This is a genomic window from Leptolyngbya sp. Cla-17 (genome assembly GCF_016807185.1).
Lineage (GTDB): Bacteria > Cyanobacteriota > Cyanobacteriia > Leptolyngbyales > Leptolyngbyaceae > ULC077BIN1.
Window position 1 is genome coordinate 1,627,604 of sequence record NZ_JAEVYN010000002.1, and the last position, 16,594, is coordinate 1,644,197.

Consider the following 16,594-nt stretch of genomic DNA (forward strand, 5'->3'; position numbering starts at 1 on the left):
TCTTACCGGGGTAGTTGATCGCACGATCCATTGCGGTTTGTGTCGGGAGTCGCGTCAGGGTAAAACGTGCGAATCGCGCCCGCTTTTTTGACAAACACGGCTTGATGCGGTGTAGTACCCGGTACTGCGATCGTCAGCAGACAACCCTTAGATTCGCTGGAGTCGGACTTAAACAGCTTGAATCCACGCGTAGCTTCCAGCAACATTTCCTGGGCATTGAGAGTGTAGGGATAGCCTTTGACAGGATTGTCTGCAATCAATCGACCGTTTTGCACGATCGCCACACCAAAAGTATAAATTTCACCATCCACCACTTCCTGGATTGCCTTTCTGCCGTTTCCAGCGCGGAGAATGCGTCCGCCAATGCCGTTCTGCTGCAACTCCAGGTAACGACCGACAAAATGCAGCCCGCCGATGCTCTTACCATCCTTCTCGCCGCAGAAAATGTGCTTAAAGCCCTTCTGCTCTTACCAGATGGCGGTTAAATCATCCAAAAATTGGCTATCAGAGTTGCGGTTAGGTTTTAGTTCACCGCCCGTTGCCTGCTTCAGCTTACGAACGACATCTGGATAAAACGTCATCAACTGCCGAAACTTAACGTCGCTCACAGGTGCATCAAACCCAGCGCCGCAAAGTTCCAAAATCTTGCGATCGAACACATTTAGCTGCGGTGGACGCGGCGAAATGTCCTTCTGTTCGCCTCTGGGAAAGTCCACTGCAACCGGATTCGTTTTTGTATCAAAGAACGGTAGCAGTGACGAGTTGGATGGGTTCGTCGGTTCTGGAGTCGGCGATGCGCTGGGTAATGGGGTTGGCGTTACAGGGCTGCCATCAAGCGCTTGAAACTCACCACAGGTCGCCCTGACCCAGCGTCGCTCGGGAGTTGCCCCCCGCACTGCTACGAGCACAAACTGGCGCTGCGGACTGTTGAAGCCGATGGCAGTATAACTGGTGCCCCGTGTAAGCTGGACGTTGCCAGGATTATTACCGTTGATGGCTTGTGTTGCAGGGCAGGCTTGCATCGCTGTGAAGGTTCCCGACGGCGGCACTTGAGCATTGATAGTTTTGACAAAGAATGCTGATGTAACGCTGACCGATAAGCAAGTAAAACCGATCGCGATTCGTTTGGAGAAAGGGGGCATGAAAACAACTCCTGGGGCTTAGCGGTGGGCAAGGCTGACAGCAAGTCAATACAACAGGTCATAGCATTAGTCCGAACGCTTTTTAGAAAAATTCATGGTAATTGTCAGGAGCAAGAGCCTTTAATGTGCGAACGTACACCTGGTAAAGTTTTCTTGGCTTTTAACTCCTAGTTCTCAACTCTGACCATGCTGCCAGTCAATCAAGCCGAACAAATTATCTTAAATTTAGTGCAGCCCTTTGATCGCGCTTACGATGTGGAAACGCTAAGTTTGCTGAATGCATCGGGGCGAATATTAGCAGAAACAGTGACTAGTTCTCTGGATTTTCCTCACTGGAATAATTCTGCAATGGATGGTTATGCCGTGCGGTACGACGATGTGCAGACTTGTTCGGCCGAAAATCCTGTGATCTTGGATATTGTGGAAGAGATTCCAGCGGGCTATCAGCCGCAGACACCGATTCAGCCAGGTCAGGCAGCCCGGATTTTGACGGGTTCAGTGATGCCAACAGGGGCGGATACAATTGTGATTCAAGAAGAGACGCAGCGAGAGGGCGATCGCGTCACTATCTTTGCCAGCCCGCAGCATCATGCTTTTGTCCGCGATCGCGGCGCGTTTTATCAGGCAGGTAATGCTTTGTTACCTCCCGGATTGCGGTTGCAAGCTCCTGAAATTGCCGTGTTAGCCGCTGCCCAGTGTGCCCAGGTCAACGTGTATCGCCGTCCCAAAGTCGCCATTCTCTCCACCGGTAGCGAACTAGTCGGCATTGATCAGCCCTTACAACCAGGGCAAATTGTGGATTCCAATCAATACGCGCTTGCGGCAGTGGTCGCCCAAGCTGGAGCAGAACCACTGATGTTGGGAAGCGTTCCTGATCAGCCAGAAGCATTGAAGACGGCTATTCAACAGGCGATCGCGGCGGCTGACATGGTTCTGTCCTCCGGTGGCGTTTCCGTTGGCGACTATGATTACGTCGATGAAATATTGGCAGCGCTAGGAGCCACCATCCATATCCATGCCGTTGCCGTGAAGCCTGGAAAACCACTGACTGTAGCGACCTTCGATCACGAGAAAGGCAGAGGAAAAGAGACTCCCTCACTCGACTCCCCAACCTCAAAAAAACAATTGCTTTACTTTGGTCTTCCCGGCAATCCGGTTTCTGCCCTAGTCTCTTGCTGGCGATTTGTGCTGCCTGCTTTGCGAAAATTATCTGGTTTGCCCTCACCCTGGGAGCCAAAATTCGTTAAGGCAAGATCGCTAAGCACCCTTAAATCAGACGGGAAGCGTGAATCTTACCTATGGGGCAATTTGCGGCTGGTAGATGGGGAGTTTGAGTTTGAACTAGCGACGGGTAGCCATAGCTCTGGAAATTTAATTAATTTGGCGGGAACGAGCGGACTGGCGGTTATCCCGTTAGAGGAAACTCAAATTTCGGTCGGCGATCATGTGCAAGTGTTGCCCATCGGATAACGATTCTAAATTCTCCAACTTTACATTCCCAGTTTCACAGTTAAAATTTCAGCACTTGGGTTTCTATTGGGTGGATTCCACCTTTGCATTCCTCACCGTTCGGCTGAGCGTTCATAGGAAATAAGGGCAAACTCACGATGGGATGCACCCTTAGCCCTCAGCTTTCAAGCAAATTCTTTTGGTTTTGGATAATAGCCTTATGATGAAATCTTTTTCCATTATTGTCCCAGTCTACAATTGCGAAAAGGTGATTGTCAGAACTTTAGAAAGCATTGAAGCCAGCATCAATTTCTTTTATGAACATGCCGATCCAGAGCGGCAAATCACCTCCGAAATTGTTTTGATTAATGATGGCTCTGGAGACGAATCTTCAGCCGTCATTCGAGATTACATTTGTGAGAAAAGTAACTATCAATTTATTGAACATGCAAAAAGCTTAGGGGCTGGACCGGCAAGAAACATTGGCGCCAAAATTGCAAAGGGGGAAGTCATCTTTTTTATGGATGGAGATGACCTTTTTTATCCAGAACATGTGTTTGTTTGCTTGAAAGTATTAGGACATCAGGCAGATCTAAATACACCCAATGCTTTTACAATTCCTGGCAGTAATCCTCCACTAAAAATAGAGTTGCCGCCCGAACCTGTAGGGATTGTAAAAACTGGAATTGCAACCCAAGATAAGCTGCATCCCTATTGGAAATCGGCGATCGAAAACGGTGCGCCAATCAACTTTTGCCTATGGAAAGCCTGTCATGAATTTGTAGAAGGTTATCCTGAAGCTGCCGTATATAAGCGCATTGGGCGAGAAGATATCCCCTACTATTCCTGGTTGCTCAAGTTTTTCAAAATCTATCGCATCAATTTAGATACCACAGAGTATATTCGTTATCCCAACAACAATCTTGATCGCCAGATCAAAAAATTTCAAACGCCTCCAGAACTCTGTCAGCCGGAACCTATAAAGCCCGAAGATCGGGAGCTACATTTGTTAGCAAATAAGCTGGAAGAGGAGCGACTAAAGTATCTGTTTGAAAAAGTTGGCAAGTTTCAGGGCGATCGCGTGCCGATGCATTGGATGAACTGGCAAGCGATTGCCCAAGAGCTTTTAATGCAGCAAAAATACTCGCAAGTTCTTTTCTTGTGTGAGAAAGGTGTAGAAGAAAATCCTGCTACTGCGCCTCAAGTTAGCCAGTTTCTAGCAGTGTCTTACAACAATTTAGGCTCTGCTCAACAACAGCAAGGTAATCTTGACGAAGCCGCCCTATTTTTTAAGAAAGCCATTCAAGTAAACCCCAATCTCGCTCAATCAGATTTAGCCCGAATTCACTACAATGTTGCAACTGTACTAAAAGCTCAAAATAAACTAGATGAAGCGTTTACTTACTTACAAAAATCAGTTGATTTGGATGCAAATTTAACCCAAGCAGTTTCTGAGCTTACCTACGTAAAATACACCTTGCATAATCGGCAGAAAGGCTACCAGTTTTCTCAAGATTGGTTTAGTCATAACTTGTTAGTTTGGGAACAGTTTCTACAGGTGTTGAAAGGATCTTTAGATCTGCGAATTTTAGAAATTGGCAGTTGGGAAGGACGCTCAACCTGTTGGATGCTAGAAAACATCGCCACTGATCCTACCGCTCGAATCACCTGTATTGATACGTTTGAGGGTAGCGCTGAACATGAAGCAATAGTGGATAAAACGGTCTTGGAAACGATTGAACAGCGATTTGATGGAAATCTTGAGAAAACAGGTGATCCTGAAAAAGTTAGGAAGGTGGTAGGTAAGTCTCAAATAGTGCTGCGATCGCTCATTCCAAACACTTATCATCTGGCTTATATTGATGGTTCTCATATCGCCAGCGACGTTTTAGAAGATGCCTTGCTAACCTGGCGATTAGTGAAAATTGGTGGATTCATCATCTTTGATGATTATGGGTTTGTGTTTGCCCCAGAGATCACAGAAGATCCGCCAAAAGTTGCGATCGATGCATTTCTCAAAATTTTCAACAAGAAAATCAAATTGCTTCATCAAAGCCATCAAGTCATCCTTGAAAAGATTGCCGAATAAATGTAGTAGAGTTCAAACTCCTGTTCCTACGCTTCCACCAGCGACACCTGTAGCCAATCTTGAATATACTGCTGCACTTCCTGAGCAAATTCTGGGCGCTGGCTAAATTTTTCAGTGCGAACAGGTTTGCGTTCTCCATCCAACGTCCAACCATAATCGCTGCTCAGTCGCAGGTTTCCTTGCCAGTCAGCAATAGTCACAACTAAGCCAGAATTTGGGCTATTGTCGATGCCCTGAACCTTAAACACGTAGTTATAAGTGTTTTGGGTTGCAGCAGCAACGGTAGACGATTGCCCATATTCCTGCTTTAATCGAATGCCAACTTTTTCGGCTAAGCCTGGAGTAGTCAGTTCTTCTAAGGTTTTGACTGCTAACGTAAGGGCAAAATAAAATTGCTCAACCGGAACAAACTCAAACTGCATAGGTTTAGGCGGGGTTTTTCCAAGCGTACAGACTTAGTATCGGGTGAATTGTCACCTCCGCGATCGCCCACTTCTAAATGATTGTTTTCTCTTGCTTGTGCAGGCTGGCTTGAGCCACAATGCAACAAACAAACGACTAAATGTGAAAACACCCTTCAAAGAGTTTTATGATCAATCAGCGTGGGTGTCAGTATCTTTGGGGTGCGATCGCCCTAACCCTGAGCAGTGTTGCGGTTCAGTCTGCTGCCCATAGTCAGTCATTAGCCACCGCCCAGCCTCGAACTGGAACTTCACTCATTCGCCCAGCCACCACCTGCCCAACGGAACTAGAACCGCTGACAAAAGCACTCCTTCGTGATTTGCCAAGCTATATTAACCGTCTCAGCCATCAGCGAAGTAATCAGTTTCCTACTTATGCGATCGCAGCAACCCAGCCGAATATTGAGCCTTTGCCTGTAGTAACCAGCACCACGACTGATGCGAACCAGGGTGGATTGCAGCAAGCATTCTTCACCGTTTTAGAACGGGAATACGACAGCAAAAAGCCCACTTCCTATCAGCATTACCACTGGCTATTTCTAGCCCGCACTCCAACCTCAGGTTGGCAAGTCGCAATCCTGTATTCTCGTAGGGGTCTCTATCCCACAGATAATCGATACGCCGGTCCACTCCGAGAGACAACTCAGGAGTTAACCGCCCAGGCGATTCGACGCTGGCTACGTGATTGTCAAGCGGGAGCCATACCCATTACTGACTAGTCGTTGATTGGGTCACTGGACTTGCTGCAAACTGGAGCCTCTTGCACATTCCGCAGTAGGAGTCCAATCCATTTAAACAGCAGAAATAGTGAGATCGAGAATGGGCTGGTTGGTGAGGCAGCGCCAATGGCAATCAAAAAGGTCAGGTTCTTGAAGATTGATGCTGGCGATCGCGGGGGCTGCGGGAAATGGTATCAGCCGATCAAACTGAAGTGTTTCTCCATGAAAGCCAAATTGCAGCAGATAAACCGCAGGAGGCACGGCCAGCGATCGCAGCAATCGCTGGGCTAAACCATATAGCGCCTGCCGCTGCACGTCAACCAAATGAATCGGTTGAAAATAATGGGATGCGTTGAGGTCAGATCCCACTGGAACTGCGCCTTTCACGCCAATTACTTCACCATACAAAGGTCCTTTGCCGGTTAGCACAATGGGCAACCATCCATTGCCCTCTCCAACTTTGTACTGCCATTGCAAAACCCGCTGTCTCAGACCCTCAATATCTTGACAGGCTTGATAAACAGACTGTGCAGGAAACTCTAACCATTCTGGTACTGCCAAAGTTAGCGGACAGAGAAGCGAGTCTCCTAACCCCTCATGGCTAAACTGATTGGGTGTCAACGTTGTTGCAACTCGAACTTCCACTTGCCAAGATGACTGATCTAAAGCAGTAGTGTTGGAAGTTGCTTGGTTATCCCTGATGGCTATTTGCAGCGCATCAATCATTTGTGTTGCCGCAGAAAAGCCTGAAGGCTGAGCTTGATCTGAATCGACTAAAATCAGGACGTTAGGCATTCCCAAAGCTCGGCATTACAATTCCTGGACGAGGAAAGCTGGGTAGATCCAAGTGAGTTTGGCGGCGGTTTCGCACGGCTAAGCGATAGCTAACGCTTTGCAGTTCGGCGTGTAGTTGACGGTTTTCTCGCTGAATTTGAACCACTTTTTCTTTCACTGGAGCAAGCCGCTCTGCAAACTTTTGCCGATAGATTTTGGGTAGTTCTTCTACAACCTGTTCCAACATGCGTGAGCGATCGCTCAACTCTTGTACAGACTGGCGAAGCTGGTAGATCTCACCATCGCGATCGCTAATTTGCCCTTGATAAAACGAAACTTGCTCCTCCACACCCTTTAACTGCTCTCGTAAAGCACGCACCTCCACCAAATGCCGCTCAGATACTTCTGAACTTGGCATGAAGGCTGCATTTCCCTTTACCAGCCGAAACAGTTCTTGGGAGAGCTGCTGCACTAAGCTGTCTCGCATTTGTAACTCTTCCCGTAGGCGAGCCACTTCTGCTTGAGGATCAATCACATTTATTCCAATAGATTCAGTCACAGCTTTATTACTCCGTTGTTAATGCTTGAAAATAATTCGTCTAGTTTCTCAGAAGAAAAGCCAAGAAACAATCGACGGTGTATCACCTTTAGTTGCAGCTAATGTATCACTTGCAATCGCAATTGATACTTGATTTATAGTTCTTTTCAATCAACTTTTGAAGAAGTTCAACAGTTAAAGCGTTGGAAAAGCCCAAATTAGCATAAAGCTAGCCCTGTGAAGCAATTAAAAAGCCCTACGGCTTGAATATTTTCAAACGGTAGGGCAAATATTTTAGAGTGAATGCTACTCTTCTACTTCTTCAACGACTTCTACTTTTGGAGCGTCTTGCCGCACCGTGAGATAACGGATCACATCATCACTCAAACGCATTGCCTTCTCTAGGGGGGCAATTTCTTTACCACTTCCGTGGTAGTTCATTTGAATATAAACGCCTTCCCGATGCCGATTAATTTCGTATGCCAACCGACGCTTGCCGCGGTGCTGGGTTTCGAGGATTTCGGCTCCATTATCTTTCAAAATTGTTTGATATTTTTCGATCGCTTGACCGACCGCTTCTTCACCTGCATCAGGGCGAAGGATATACATTGTTTCGTACAGTTGAGGCATGAAAATCTCCTTGTGGACTAGACGGCTTCTGTAGTAAGTAGGGCTAAAAAAGTATCACACTGCTTCAAAAATGGTCTGACGACCCACAGACGACAAGTTTTTAACTTTTGTTAAAGGCAGCTTACAAAAGCAAGGACTTACAATCATATACCAATTTTTCACATACCAGTTTTGAGTTTCCCTAAACTCATCACCTCGTTAAGAGACTATCGATGTTTGCCGCAGGGCTTGGATCGTTGTGATCGCGAATTCTGCCACTTGATCAATCTCAGCTTCCGTATTGAATCGGCCGATTCCAAATCGCAGAGAGGCATAAGCAAGCGCATCCGATCGTCCGATTGCCTGAAGGACGTGGGAAGGAGCCGATTTTGCGGCAGTGCAGGCAGAGCCAGAAGACAGGGCAACATGAGGCTGCAATCCCAGCAGTAGTGCTTGCCCATCCACACCATCCACGCTGATGTTAAGGTTTCCGGCCAGGCGCTGAGTAGGGTGCCCGTTCTGGTAAATCTTGTCCAGCTGGCTGAGGTGATGCCACAGGCGATCGCGCAGGTAGGACGTTTGCGCCGCTTCTGCACCCATCTCATCAATACCTAACTGCACCGCTGCGGCAAAACCAACGATTTGCGGTGTGTAAAGCGTGCCGGATCGCAGTCCGCGTTCATGTCCGCCACCGTGTAGTTGAGGCGCAATCTGCACTCGTGGGTTGCGGCGACGCACATACAGCGCACCAATGCCTTTCGGACCGTAAATTTTATGTGCAGTGAGTGACATTAAATCTATTTTCATTGCATTCACATTTAGCGGAATTTTGCCGATCGCCTGAGCTGCATCCGTATGAAACAAAATTCCACGTTGATGGCACAATGCGCCAATTTCAGCGATCGGCTGCAACACGCCAATTTCATTGTTTGCTGCCATCACCGACACTAAAATCGTATCGGGACGCAGGGCGTTTTCCAGGTCAGCTAGGCTAATTAATCCATTCGACTGCACGGGCAAAAAAGTGATGTCAAATCCGAGCGATCGCAGGTAGCGGCAGGGGTCTAGCACCGCGTTATGCTCAGTCACCACAGCAACGATGTGCTTGCCGCGATCAAGGTAGGCCTCTGCTACGCCTTTGATTGCCAGGTTGTTGGCTTCCGTAGCTCCGCTCGTAAAGATAATTTCTTCTGGTGTTGCCGCGATCGCCGCTGCCAATTGTTCTCTAGCTTGCTGCACGGCTGCTTCGGCTTCCCACCCATATTGATGACTCACACTTGCAGGATTTCCAAAGTATTGAGTAAAAAAGGGCATCATTGCTGCCATAACCCGTTGATCAACGGGCGTAGTGGAATGGCAATCTAAGTAAATCGGACGTGGAGAGGTATTCATCTAGTTAATAAACGCAAATGCCACCCGTTTCCTGAGTATTAACAGTAGTGTTTCCAGGGTTGTCTTCCGGCAACTTCATGACGGCTAGCCAGTATCAGGTTATCGCGAACAATAGCTCAAGCAACCTATCAGGGATATCTACTTGCATTTCAGAGAATTAAAAACAGTATTAGAGGTTTGCTTCGCGTTTAGCCCGATCGCGGTCACTGTTACTTGACGTTTACTATTCTCAAACGTCGCGATCGCGTCATATTTAGCTGCCGGGATACCTGGAAGCTGCTCGCTCAAAATAAGCTCACCCGTTTGAATCCGAACGGGCACCACAGAACCACAGAATTTCCTGTCTTCGATTGTTTCAGTGGTTGCCCGAAAATCTTCTCCAGAGCGGTAAGAGAAAGAAAAATCAGGCGACGAAAAAAGATCGTAAGGATCAGTAGGTTTAGCAGCATAAACATCAGGAACAACCACGCTACCAACGGGAGTTTCCACATCTAGCGGCACTCTAGCAATAAATAACTCAACCCCTTTGAGTTCTGCCAATTTGGCGGGTGAGACTAAGTTGCCATCCCTAGGAAATCCAGGGCTAGTGACGATCGCCACCTTTGCCCCGCCAAAATTTGACCCAAACGCTCCTTGGGCACCCCCCGGAATTTGATAATCCATCAGGCTACGGGCAATCAAAGTCGCCCGCTGAGGATTAGCCGCATTACTAAAAAATTTGTAGACCAACCCCGCTGTCCCAATCGCCACCAGGGAAACGCCAGCTAAGGCGATCGCGATCGTTTCCCAGATGGTAACGGAATACTGGGATTGCACTGGTTTATCTGCCGCATCGGTCATGAAACTAAGCCTTGCTCTTGGATAACGAGGGAAAGTGCGAAGTGCGGAAAGAAACGTACGGAGTGCGGAGTTTAAAGTACGGAGTGTGAACTGTAGAGTTTAGGTTTATGACTTCTCTGTTCTGCTCTGCTCCCTATCTTATAGACTCCGTACTCCCAACCCCTTACTCTATAATTCTTATGCCTTCTTCAACCAGCTAAACATAGCGCGCAGATCTTTGCCCACTTCTTCAATTGGGTGTTCCGCTTCACGGCGGCGCATGGCGGTAAACCCTGGCTTGCCAGCCTGATTTTCCAGCACGAATTCCCGCGCAAACTGCCCGTTTTGAATTTCCAGCAGAATTTTCTTCATCTCAGCACGTGTTTCATTGGTGACAATGCGAGGACCACGGGTGAGATCGCCATATTCTGCGGTGTTGGAAATGCTGTCACGCATTTTTGCCAGTCCACCTTCCACAATCAAGTCCACAATCAGCTTCACTTCATGCAGACACTCAAAGTACGCCAGTTCGGGCTGATAGCCAGCATCCACCAAGGTTTCAAATCCGGCTTTAATCAGCTCACTTAAACCACCGCACAGTACAACCTGTTCACCAAATAAATCGGTTTCGGTTTCTTCGCGGAAGGTGGTTTCCAACACGCCTGCGCGGGTGCCACCAATGCCTTTTGCATAGGCCATCGCGCGATCGCGTGCCTGACCGGATGCATCTTGATACACCGCAAACAGCGCCGGAACGCCTTCACCCTGCTCATAAGTGCGGCGCACGAGATGACCTGGACCTTTGGGAGCCACCATCACCACATCCACATGGCTAGGAGGCACGACTTGGGCAAAGTGAATGTTAAAGCCGTGGGCAAATGCCAGCACCTTTCCTTCGGTCAAATTTGGCTCAATTTCTTGCTTATAAACGGTCTTCTGCACTTCATCAGGCAGCAGAATCATGATGAAATCTGCCTGTTTAGAGGCTTCATCCACGCTCAAAACGGGTATTCCGGCATCCTTGGCTTTGCCAGCAGATTTACTGCCGGGATACAAGCCCACAATCACGTTGATGCCGCTGTCTTTCAAATTCAATGCGTGGGCGTGTCCTTGGGAACCATAGCCGATAATGGCAACGGTCTTGCCCGATAACAGATCCAAGTTGGCATCTGCGTCATAATACATTCGCGCCATGATGGGGTATCTCCTTGCGGCTTCGTAATTCCGTGCAAACTTTTGATCTTACCAAAGGTCTTTGCCGTCTACGCATTATTTTGGCTTTTCGATAGAGTCAGAGAAAAGAGCGTCCAGAGTAAAGCAATGAAAAGCCGTGCTAGACAGTTTTTGCAAATGATCTGTGTGCTGAGTCTCCTACTGAGCTTTAGCCCTCCGGCGATCGCGTCGGTGCACACTTACCCTGAAAGTGATAACTACACGATGTTTCGATCGCTGCAAACCCTGCGAGATCAAAGCGATCGAGCTTGGCAATTCGTTTTGTTCAAGCGGGTTCATGGGGGACAGGTGGAAAGTATTCATCTGCGCGTTGTGGGTTTTCCTGGTTCCGGGGAACTGGAACATCCGGCAGATTTGCAAATTACCAGTCCGCAGCAAACTTGGATGGCTACCGATACCTTGCCGCAGATCTCGCCATTTCCTACAAATGTGGGTGAATACGATGCCCTGGATGTCGTTACCGGGTTGACATCAGACGCACCGTTAAAGCTAGAATTGCCTGCTGTTAAAAGCAAGGTTGCGATCGCTGTGCCGCCGTTTGTGGTGAAAGAATGGCGCAGGGTTGCCGCTATGTGGCAAAACCCTTAAATGGTAAAGCCCTCAAAGCGCACTCACCCACGATCGCAGCAGCTCATTCACCTGATCAGGAACCTCATCATGGGGACAATGCCCTGCCTGCAAGTAATATTCCGTCAACTGCGGATAGTACTCACGAAACTTGGCACCGCGATCGCGCGCATTAATCCACGGATCACCCTCACCCCACAGCATTAATAACGGACAAGTCAACTGACCGAGCAGCACATCCACCTTCTCACCTTGGGGCGTACGAAAGACCGATGCAAAAACCTTCGGCGCACCCGGATCGCAAGAAGGCTGATAGATTTCCTCCACCAGGCGGTCAGTCACGGCGCTCTGGTCGAGATACACCTTTTCTAGCGTTCTGCGAATCAAAAACTTTTGCCGCACATATTGAAATAGCAAGTAGCTTGCCCAGTCTTGCTGAAACAAACTGCGTATGACCGCACCCATCACTTCCCGAACCGGATCAGGTTTGGGCGGGGTAGCTTTCAAGTCAGTAAACGGTCCCGCACTGTTCACTAACACCAACCCAGCCGCAGAAGTCGGACGCTGACTTGCCACACATAACGCTGCATAGCCACCCAGCGAATTACCCACCAGCACCGCAGGTTGACCCATCACCTCAGTCACAAAGTCGTGCAGTTGATCGCGCCAGAGATCGCCGCTATATTGCCAGTCAGGTTTTGCCGATCGCCCAAACCCCAGTAAGTCGATCGCCCACACCTCAAATTCGTCGCTTAACCCAACAACATTTTTACGCCAGTGATCGGTCGAGGCACCGAAGCCGTGAATCAGTAGCAAAGGCGGGCGATCACTGTGTCGTTCTCCCGCCTTCACGTAATAAATCTGCTGACCCCGCCATTCCCAAAACTGCCCCGGCACCGCCACTGCTGATTCCATCACCCGCATACGTTACAAACCTTAATAATTCCCTTTTATTTTACCGCAGCAGCTTTGGAAACATGGCGAACTCCGCACCCCGAACTCCTGATCCCGCACTCCTAACCCCCAACTCCCACCAACTCTGGAGTCGCTTCAGCTCGATCGAGCATTCCTTCTTGCGTTAGGTCAGGCATTTTGCCTCCTTTTTGCAGGAAACCACCCACCATAGCGATTAGGGCATTGACTTTGCGGGTGCGCCACAGATCGATCGCCTCATCCACCACCGCCGGAGACAACTGCCGCTCCAGCGCTTCTCGCAGATAGGCAGCGTGTCCAGTTTCATCTTGGGCAACACTGAGAATGCCTTTTTTCAAATTGACACTGGCGGGCTCGGTTTCAGGTAAGGCATTTGCCATCCGAACAAAGTCTTTGCTGGCATCTAGTTCAAGGATGTAAGTGCTGGCAAAAAATACGGTCCAATCAATGTTTTCGGGTTTTAGTTCTTCACTGGAGTAATCGCTGAAATAAGCCTCAAAAAATGGGCTGCGGCGACGTTCATCCGGCGTTCCATCAGTTGTCGTTTGTGGAATAGATTTGAAGTCAATCAGTTGCTTATTTAACTGCTTCAACGCATGGGCAAAAATTTGACCATGGCGACGCTCATCCGTGGCGTGACGAGCCAGCCGTTCTGCCAGCCAAGCGTCTCCTTCGGCAGCAGCCCGCGCACCAAGCGCTTCTAGAAAAGGAACAGAACCAGATTCTGCCATTTGCAGGGCTGCAAGCGTGTTGGGGCGAGTTTGCAAATCGCGCATGTTCCGGGCAGAAATGTAGGCAGATGCACCAGAGCCAAGAATATGAAGCAGTTGGGTCGAAAGATTCATAAAATAGTTGCTTAGGAACGTACAGGCGAGATCCTAACGTCATTTCACAACTTGAGCCGTACAGAACCCGACTATTTTTACACCAATTTTAAGTCGGTCAATTCTAAGCGGTGACTTGTATTGCCGGACTTTTTAAAGTGGTACTGGATTTTTGAACTAGCCGTATCCAGCGTCAAAAAAGTTATAGCTGTCTAGAGAAAATCTGGCTACAGTTTATGAGGATGGTTGCGGTTGGCCTTGAGTCAGACAAAAAGGCAATTTCAAGAATTTTTCAGGCTCGTTGAACCAAGATTTATCAGGTCGCGATCGCAACTTCATTCGGGGAAACCATTTAATGCGTCTGTTCACAACCCTATCTGGCTTACGCTGCTACTTGGAATCCTATCGTTTTAGGCGGCATGACCTGGAGCCAGTCAGCGATTCCGATAGTTGGAAAATGCCCCTAGAAATTGGTTTTGTGCCTACCATGGGCGCTCTTCACGCAGGGCATCTCAGTCTCATTCAGCGCGCCCGTCGAGAGAATAAAATTGTTGTCGTCAGCATTTTTATAAATCCACTGCAATTTGGACCCACTGAAGACTTGCAGCGCTATCCCCGCACCTTAAAACAAGACCAAATTCTCTGCGAACAAGCCAACGTCGATGCTTTATTTGTGCCCAATGCAGAAGAAATGGGAGCAGCATCTACTTCCCTGACTCAGGTGCTTCCTCCTTTAGCGATGACTAGCGAACTCTGCGGACGTTCTAGAGAGGGGCATTTTCAAGGCGTAGCAACAATTGTGACTAAACTGCTGAATATAGTGCAGCCGACTCGTGCTTATTTTGGACAGAAAGATGCCCAACAGCTTGCCATCATTCGCCAATTGGTTAAGGATCTGAACTTGCCTGTAGAAATTGTGGCGTGTGCGATCGCCCGTGAATCCAGCGGACTTGCTCTCAGTTCTCGCAATCAGTATTTAACTGACACTCAACGAGAGCAAGCGGCTACCATTTATCGGGCATTGCAGCAAGCGACCCACGCCTTTCAAGCTGGAGAGCGATTAGGTAGTAAACTAATCGGGGCGGTTAAGGCAGTGTTAACAACTGCACCCGATCTGATCCCCGAATACGTTGAACTGGTTCACCCAATGACTATGACTCCCCTAACCCAAATTGAGGACACAGGCTTATTAGCAGTGGGAGCCCGGATTGGCTCCACTCGCCTAATCGACAATGTGCTGCTGAGCGATCGCAAACCAATCGTGGCGATTGATGGACCCGCTGGAGCCGGAAAATCTACTGTAGCAAGACAGGTCGCCCAAAACCTCGGTTTGTTTTATCTCGACACCGGAGCCATGTATCGTGCTTTCACCTGGCTCGTCATGCAGTCAGGGATCGCTCTTGACGACGAACCCGCGATCGCTGAACTGGTCAGCCAGTGTCACATTGAGTTTAGGGATCAGGAGTCAGGGATGAGGGGTCAAGAGGGAGAAAACAACACTCCACACTCTGCACTCCGCACTCTCTCCATTTTCGTCAATGGGCAAGAAGTTACTCAAGCGATTCGCAGCCTAGAAGTCACTTCCCAAGTTTCTACGATCGCCGCTCAATCTGCGGTTCGTTGGGCGTTGGTACGGCAACAGCAACTCTATGGCAAGCAAGGTGGAATTGTGGTCGAAGGGCGAGATATTGGCACCAATGTGTTTCCCGACGCAGAACTGAAGATTTTTCTGACTGCGTCTGTGCAAGAGCGTGCCCGTCGTCGCCAGCGCGATTTACAAAATCAGGGCATGGGTGATGTCAGCCTAGATGAGTTGGAGCAGACAATTTGCGATCGCGATCGTAAAGACAGCACTCGCGCTCTTGCCCCCCTGTGCAAAGCCGACGACGCGATCGAACTCATCACCGACGGCTTGACGATTCAAGCGGTCATCGATCAGATTGTTGAACAATACAATGCCGCCATCAACTTGTAGGAGATTCAAGCTTGGCAAAGTCTTTATTTTGGCTATCTCCTTCCTTTTTATCTCTTTACCTATTCTCATTTGCTTTGCAATATGGTTAAGTCAGTTTTGAGCGTAGCCCCCTTATCAATTTGGTGATGTTCTATGGCAAAAATCCTGTTAACAGGCGCAAATGGACAGGTTGGAGCAGAACTAAAACAGACCTTAGCTCACCTGGGTGAATTGACTTCCATTGATCGCACCCAGTGGGATCTAGCAAACCCCGACACCATTCGCGCGATCGTGGAGCAATTGCAGCCCACTATTATCGTCAATGGGGCGGCTTACACCGCAGTGGATAAGGCAGAAAGCGAACCCGATCTGGCAACCTTGGTGAATGGCAAAGCGACTGGCATTTTGGCAGAAGCAGCGGAAAGTGTGGGAGCCGGATTAATTCACATTTCCACGGATTATGTGTTTGACGGCAAAAGCAGCAGCCCTCATCTGGAAACCGCTCCGACCAATCCCTTAGGCGTATACGGCGCTTCTAAATTGGCAGGAGAAGCGGCAATTCGATCAGCCTGTCCAAAACACATGATCATCCGCACAGCCTGGGTTTACGGCGTTCAAGGTAAGGGCAACTTTGTGAAAACGATGCTGCGGGTGGGTGCTCAACGGGATGAACTGCGCGTTGTTACTGATCAAATTGGTGCGCCTACCTGGGCAAAGGATTTGGCACTGGCGATCGCTCACCTTGCCCCCCAACTCACCACCGAAACCGCAGGCACTTATCACTACACCAACAGTGGCGTGTGCAGTTGGTATGATTTTGCCGTCACCATTATCGAAGAAGCCCAAGCAATGGGCTTTCCGCTGCAAGTGCAGCGTGTCATCCCCATCACCACCGAAGAATATCCCCTACCCGCGCCTCGTCCCGCTTTTTCCGTCCTGTCTCTCAAAAAAATCTCTGCCCTCCTCGGCACTCATCCTCCCCACTGGCTCGAAAGTCTCCGCAAAATGCTGATAGAACTGCAACAAGTGTCTGGTTAAGCTCATGTTTGAGCGCTTTGACAGCGATGTAATCAAATTGCGATCGCATTAGT

The 16,594-nt window shown here is 48.8% G+C and carries 16 protein-coding genes and 1 pseudogene; 6 read left to right on the top strand and 11 right to left on the bottom strand.

Going from position 1 to position 16,594, the window contains the following annotated elements; translation table 11 throughout:
- Window positions 1-2: 2 nt before the first annotated feature.
- A pseudogene (locus tag JOY44_RS18635) lies at window positions 3-452 on the bottom strand (EndoU domain-containing protein); the annotation flags it as partial.
- A gap of 15 nt (window positions 453-467) precedes the next feature.
- Complete coding sequence (locus JOY44_RS18640) at window positions 468-1,142, bottom strand: hypothetical protein (protein ID WP_171575076.1); 675 nt, start codon at window positions 1,140-1,142, stop codon at window positions 468-470.
- A gap of 186 nt (window positions 1,143-1,328) precedes the next feature.
- Between JOY44_RS18640 and glp the strand changes: the two genes are divergently transcribed.
- Window positions 1,329-2,612 (top strand): gephyrin-like molybdotransferase Glp, encoded by a 1,284-nt coding sequence (gene glp, locus JOY44_RS18645; RefSeq protein ID WP_171575077.1) that lies wholly within the window; start codon window positions 1,329-1,331, stop codon window positions 2,610-2,612.
- Window positions 2,613-2,811: 199 nt separating this feature from the next.
- A complete protein-coding gene (locus JOY44_RS18650) occupies window positions 2,812-4,680 on the top strand; it encodes a glycosyltransferase (RefSeq protein ID WP_171575078.1) in 1,869 nt (622 codons plus the stop codon).
- Window positions 4,681-4,706: 26 nt separating this feature from the next.
- Here the strand turns inward: JOY44_RS18650 and JOY44_RS18655 are convergent, their stop codons facing one another.
- Window positions 4,707-5,102 carry a hypothetical protein gene (locus tag JOY44_RS18655; protein ID WP_171575079.1) on the bottom strand — a complete coding sequence of 132 codons (396 nt, stop codon included), beginning with the start codon at window positions 5,100-5,102 and terminating at the stop codon, window positions 4,707-4,709.
- A 167-nt stretch (window positions 5,103-5,269) separates the two neighbouring features.
- On the opposite strand from JOY44_RS18655, the gene JOY44_RS18660 reads away from it, so the two are divergent.
- A complete protein-coding gene (locus tag JOY44_RS18660; protein WP_171575080.1) occupies window positions 5,270-5,860 on the top strand; it encodes a hypothetical protein in 591 nt (196 codons plus the stop codon).
- 72 nt (window positions 5,861-5,932) lie between these two features.
- Here JOY44_RS18660 and JOY44_RS18665 read toward each other — a convergent pair whose 3' ends face one another.
- The 6 genes from JOY44_RS18665 to ilvC form a co-directional block, all read right to left on the bottom strand.
- Entirely contained in the window at window positions 5,933-6,655 is a 723-nt protein-coding gene (locus JOY44_RS18665; RefSeq protein WP_171575081.1) for a hypothetical protein, read from the bottom strand.
- Complete coding sequence (locus JOY44_RS18670; protein WP_171575082.1) at window positions 6,648-7,193, bottom strand: Npun_F5560 family protein; 546 nt, start codon at window positions 7,191-7,193, stop codon at window positions 6,648-6,650. The genes JOY44_RS18665 and JOY44_RS18670 overlap by 8 nt, the downstream gene beginning before the upstream one ends.
- Window positions 7,194-7,478: 285 nt before the next feature.
- On the bottom strand, window positions 7,479-7,802 hold the full coding sequence (gene rpsF / locus JOY44_RS18675) for a 30S ribosomal protein S6 (protein ID WP_171575083.1): 324 nt from the start codon (window positions 7,800-7,802) through the stop codon (window positions 7,479-7,481).
- A gap of 198 nt (window positions 7,803-8,000) precedes the next feature.
- Window positions 8,001-9,173 carry a cysteine desulfurase family protein gene (locus JOY44_RS18680; RefSeq protein ID WP_171575084.1) on the bottom strand — a complete coding sequence of 391 codons (1,173 nt, stop codon included), beginning with the start codon at window positions 9,171-9,173 and terminating at the stop codon, window positions 8,001-8,003.
- Window positions 9,174-9,311: 138 nt separating this feature from the next.
- The gene (locus JOY44_RS18685; RefSeq protein WP_171575085.1) at window positions 9,312-10,013 is read right to left on the bottom strand and encodes a hypothetical protein; all 702 of its coding nucleotides are present in this window, start codon (window positions 10,011-10,013) and stop codon (window positions 9,312-9,314) included.
- A 177-nt stretch (window positions 10,014-10,190) separates the two neighbouring features.
- Window positions 10,191-11,186 carry a ketol-acid reductoisomerase gene (gene ilvC / locus JOY44_RS18690; protein ID WP_171575086.1) on the bottom strand — a complete coding sequence of 332 codons (996 nt, stop codon included), beginning with the start codon at window positions 11,184-11,186 and terminating at the stop codon, window positions 10,191-10,193.
- Window positions 11,187-11,312: 126 nt separating this feature from the next.
- Between ilvC and JOY44_RS18695 the strand changes: the two genes are divergently transcribed.
- A complete protein-coding gene (locus tag JOY44_RS18695) occupies window positions 11,313-11,813 on the top strand; it encodes a DUF3122 domain-containing protein (RefSeq protein ID WP_171575087.1) in 501 nt (166 codons plus the stop codon).
- Between the two features lie 12 nt (window positions 11,814-11,825).
- Here the strand turns inward: JOY44_RS18695 and JOY44_RS18700 are convergent, their stop codons facing one another.
- Both JOY44_RS18700 and JOY44_RS18705 read right to left on the bottom strand, forming a co-directional pair.
- Window positions 11,826-12,716 (bottom strand): alpha/beta fold hydrolase, encoded by an 891-nt coding sequence (locus JOY44_RS18700; RefSeq protein ID WP_171575088.1) that lies wholly within the window; start codon window positions 12,714-12,716, stop codon window positions 11,826-11,828.
- A 92-nt stretch (window positions 12,717-12,808) separates the two neighbouring features.
- On the bottom strand, window positions 12,809-13,570 hold the full coding sequence (locus JOY44_RS18705) for a ferritin-like domain-containing protein (protein ID WP_171575089.1): 762 nt from the start codon (window positions 13,568-13,570) through the stop codon (window positions 12,809-12,811).
- A gap of 280 nt (window positions 13,571-13,850) precedes the next feature.
- On the opposite strand from JOY44_RS18705, the gene JOY44_RS18710 reads away from it, so the two are divergent.
- Together JOY44_RS18710 and rfbD are read left to right on the top strand one after the other, a co-directional pair.
- Complete coding sequence (locus JOY44_RS18710) at window positions 13,851-15,524, top strand: bifunctional pantoate--beta-alanine ligase/(d)CMP kinase (protein ID WP_197985561.1); 1,674 nt, start codon at window positions 13,851-13,853, stop codon at window positions 15,522-15,524.
- A gap of 132 nt (window positions 15,525-15,656) precedes the next feature.
- Window positions 15,657-16,541 (top strand): dTDP-4-dehydrorhamnose reductase, encoded by an 885-nt coding sequence (gene rfbD / locus JOY44_RS18715; protein ID WP_171575090.1) that lies wholly within the window; start codon window positions 15,657-15,659, stop codon window positions 16,539-16,541.
- Window positions 16,542-16,594 lie beyond the last annotated feature (53 nt).

What these genes read in the sequence shown, in the direction of transcription:
- JOY44_RS18660 (WP_171575080.1), top strand. Translation starts at nt 5,270, where the DNA reads ATGATCAATCAGCGTGGGTGTCAGTATCTTTGGGGTGCGATCGCCCTA.
- JOY44_RS18655 (WP_171575079.1), bottom strand. Translation starts at nt 5,102, where the DNA reads ATGCAGTTTGAGTTTGTTCCGGTTGAGCAATTTTATTTTGCCCTTACG.
- rpsF (WP_171575083.1), bottom strand. Translation starts at nt 7,802, where the DNA reads ATGCCTCAACTGTACGAAACAATGTATATCCTTCGCCCTGATGCAGGT.
- JOY44_RS18700 (WP_171575088.1), bottom strand. Translation starts at nt 12,716, where the DNA reads ATGCGGGTGATGGAATCAGCAGTGGCGGTGCCGGGGCAGTTTTGGGAA.
- JOY44_RS18705 (WP_171575089.1), bottom strand. Translation starts at nt 13,570, where the DNA reads ATGAATCTTTCGACCCAACTGCTTCATATTCTTGGCTCTGGTGCATCT.
- ilvC (WP_171575086.1), bottom strand. Translation starts at nt 11,186, where the DNA reads ATGGCGCGAATGTATTATGACGCAGATGCCAACTTGGATCTGTTATCG.
- JOY44_RS18640 (WP_171575076.1), bottom strand. Translation starts at nt 1,142, where the DNA reads ATGCCCCCTTTCTCCAAACGAATCGCGATCGGTTTTACTTGCTTATCG.
- rfbD (WP_171575090.1), top strand. Translation starts at nt 15,657, where the DNA reads ATGGCAAAAATCCTGTTAACAGGCGCAAATGGACAGGTTGGAGCAGAA.
- JOY44_RS18665 (WP_171575081.1), bottom strand. Translation starts at nt 6,655, where the DNA reads ATGCCTAACGTCCTGATTTTAGTCGATTCAGATCAAGCTCAGCCTTCA.
- glp (WP_171575077.1), top strand. Translation starts at nt 1,329, where the DNA reads ATGCTGCCAGTCAATCAAGCCGAACAAATTATCTTAAATTTAGTGCAG.
- JOY44_RS18680 (WP_171575084.1), bottom strand. Translation starts at nt 9,173, where the DNA reads ATGAATACCTCTCCACGTCCGATTTACTTAGATTGCCATTCCACTACG.
- JOY44_RS18695 (WP_171575087.1), top strand. Translation starts at nt 11,313, where the DNA reads ATGAAAAGCCGTGCTAGACAGTTTTTGCAAATGATCTGTGTGCTGAGT.
- JOY44_RS18650 (WP_171575078.1), top strand. Translation starts at nt 2,812, where the DNA reads ATGATGAAATCTTTTTCCATTATTGTCCCAGTCTACAATTGCGAAAAG.
- JOY44_RS18685 (WP_171575085.1), bottom strand. Translation starts at nt 10,013, where the DNA reads ATGACCGATGCGGCAGATAAACCAGTGCAATCCCAGTATTCCGTTACC.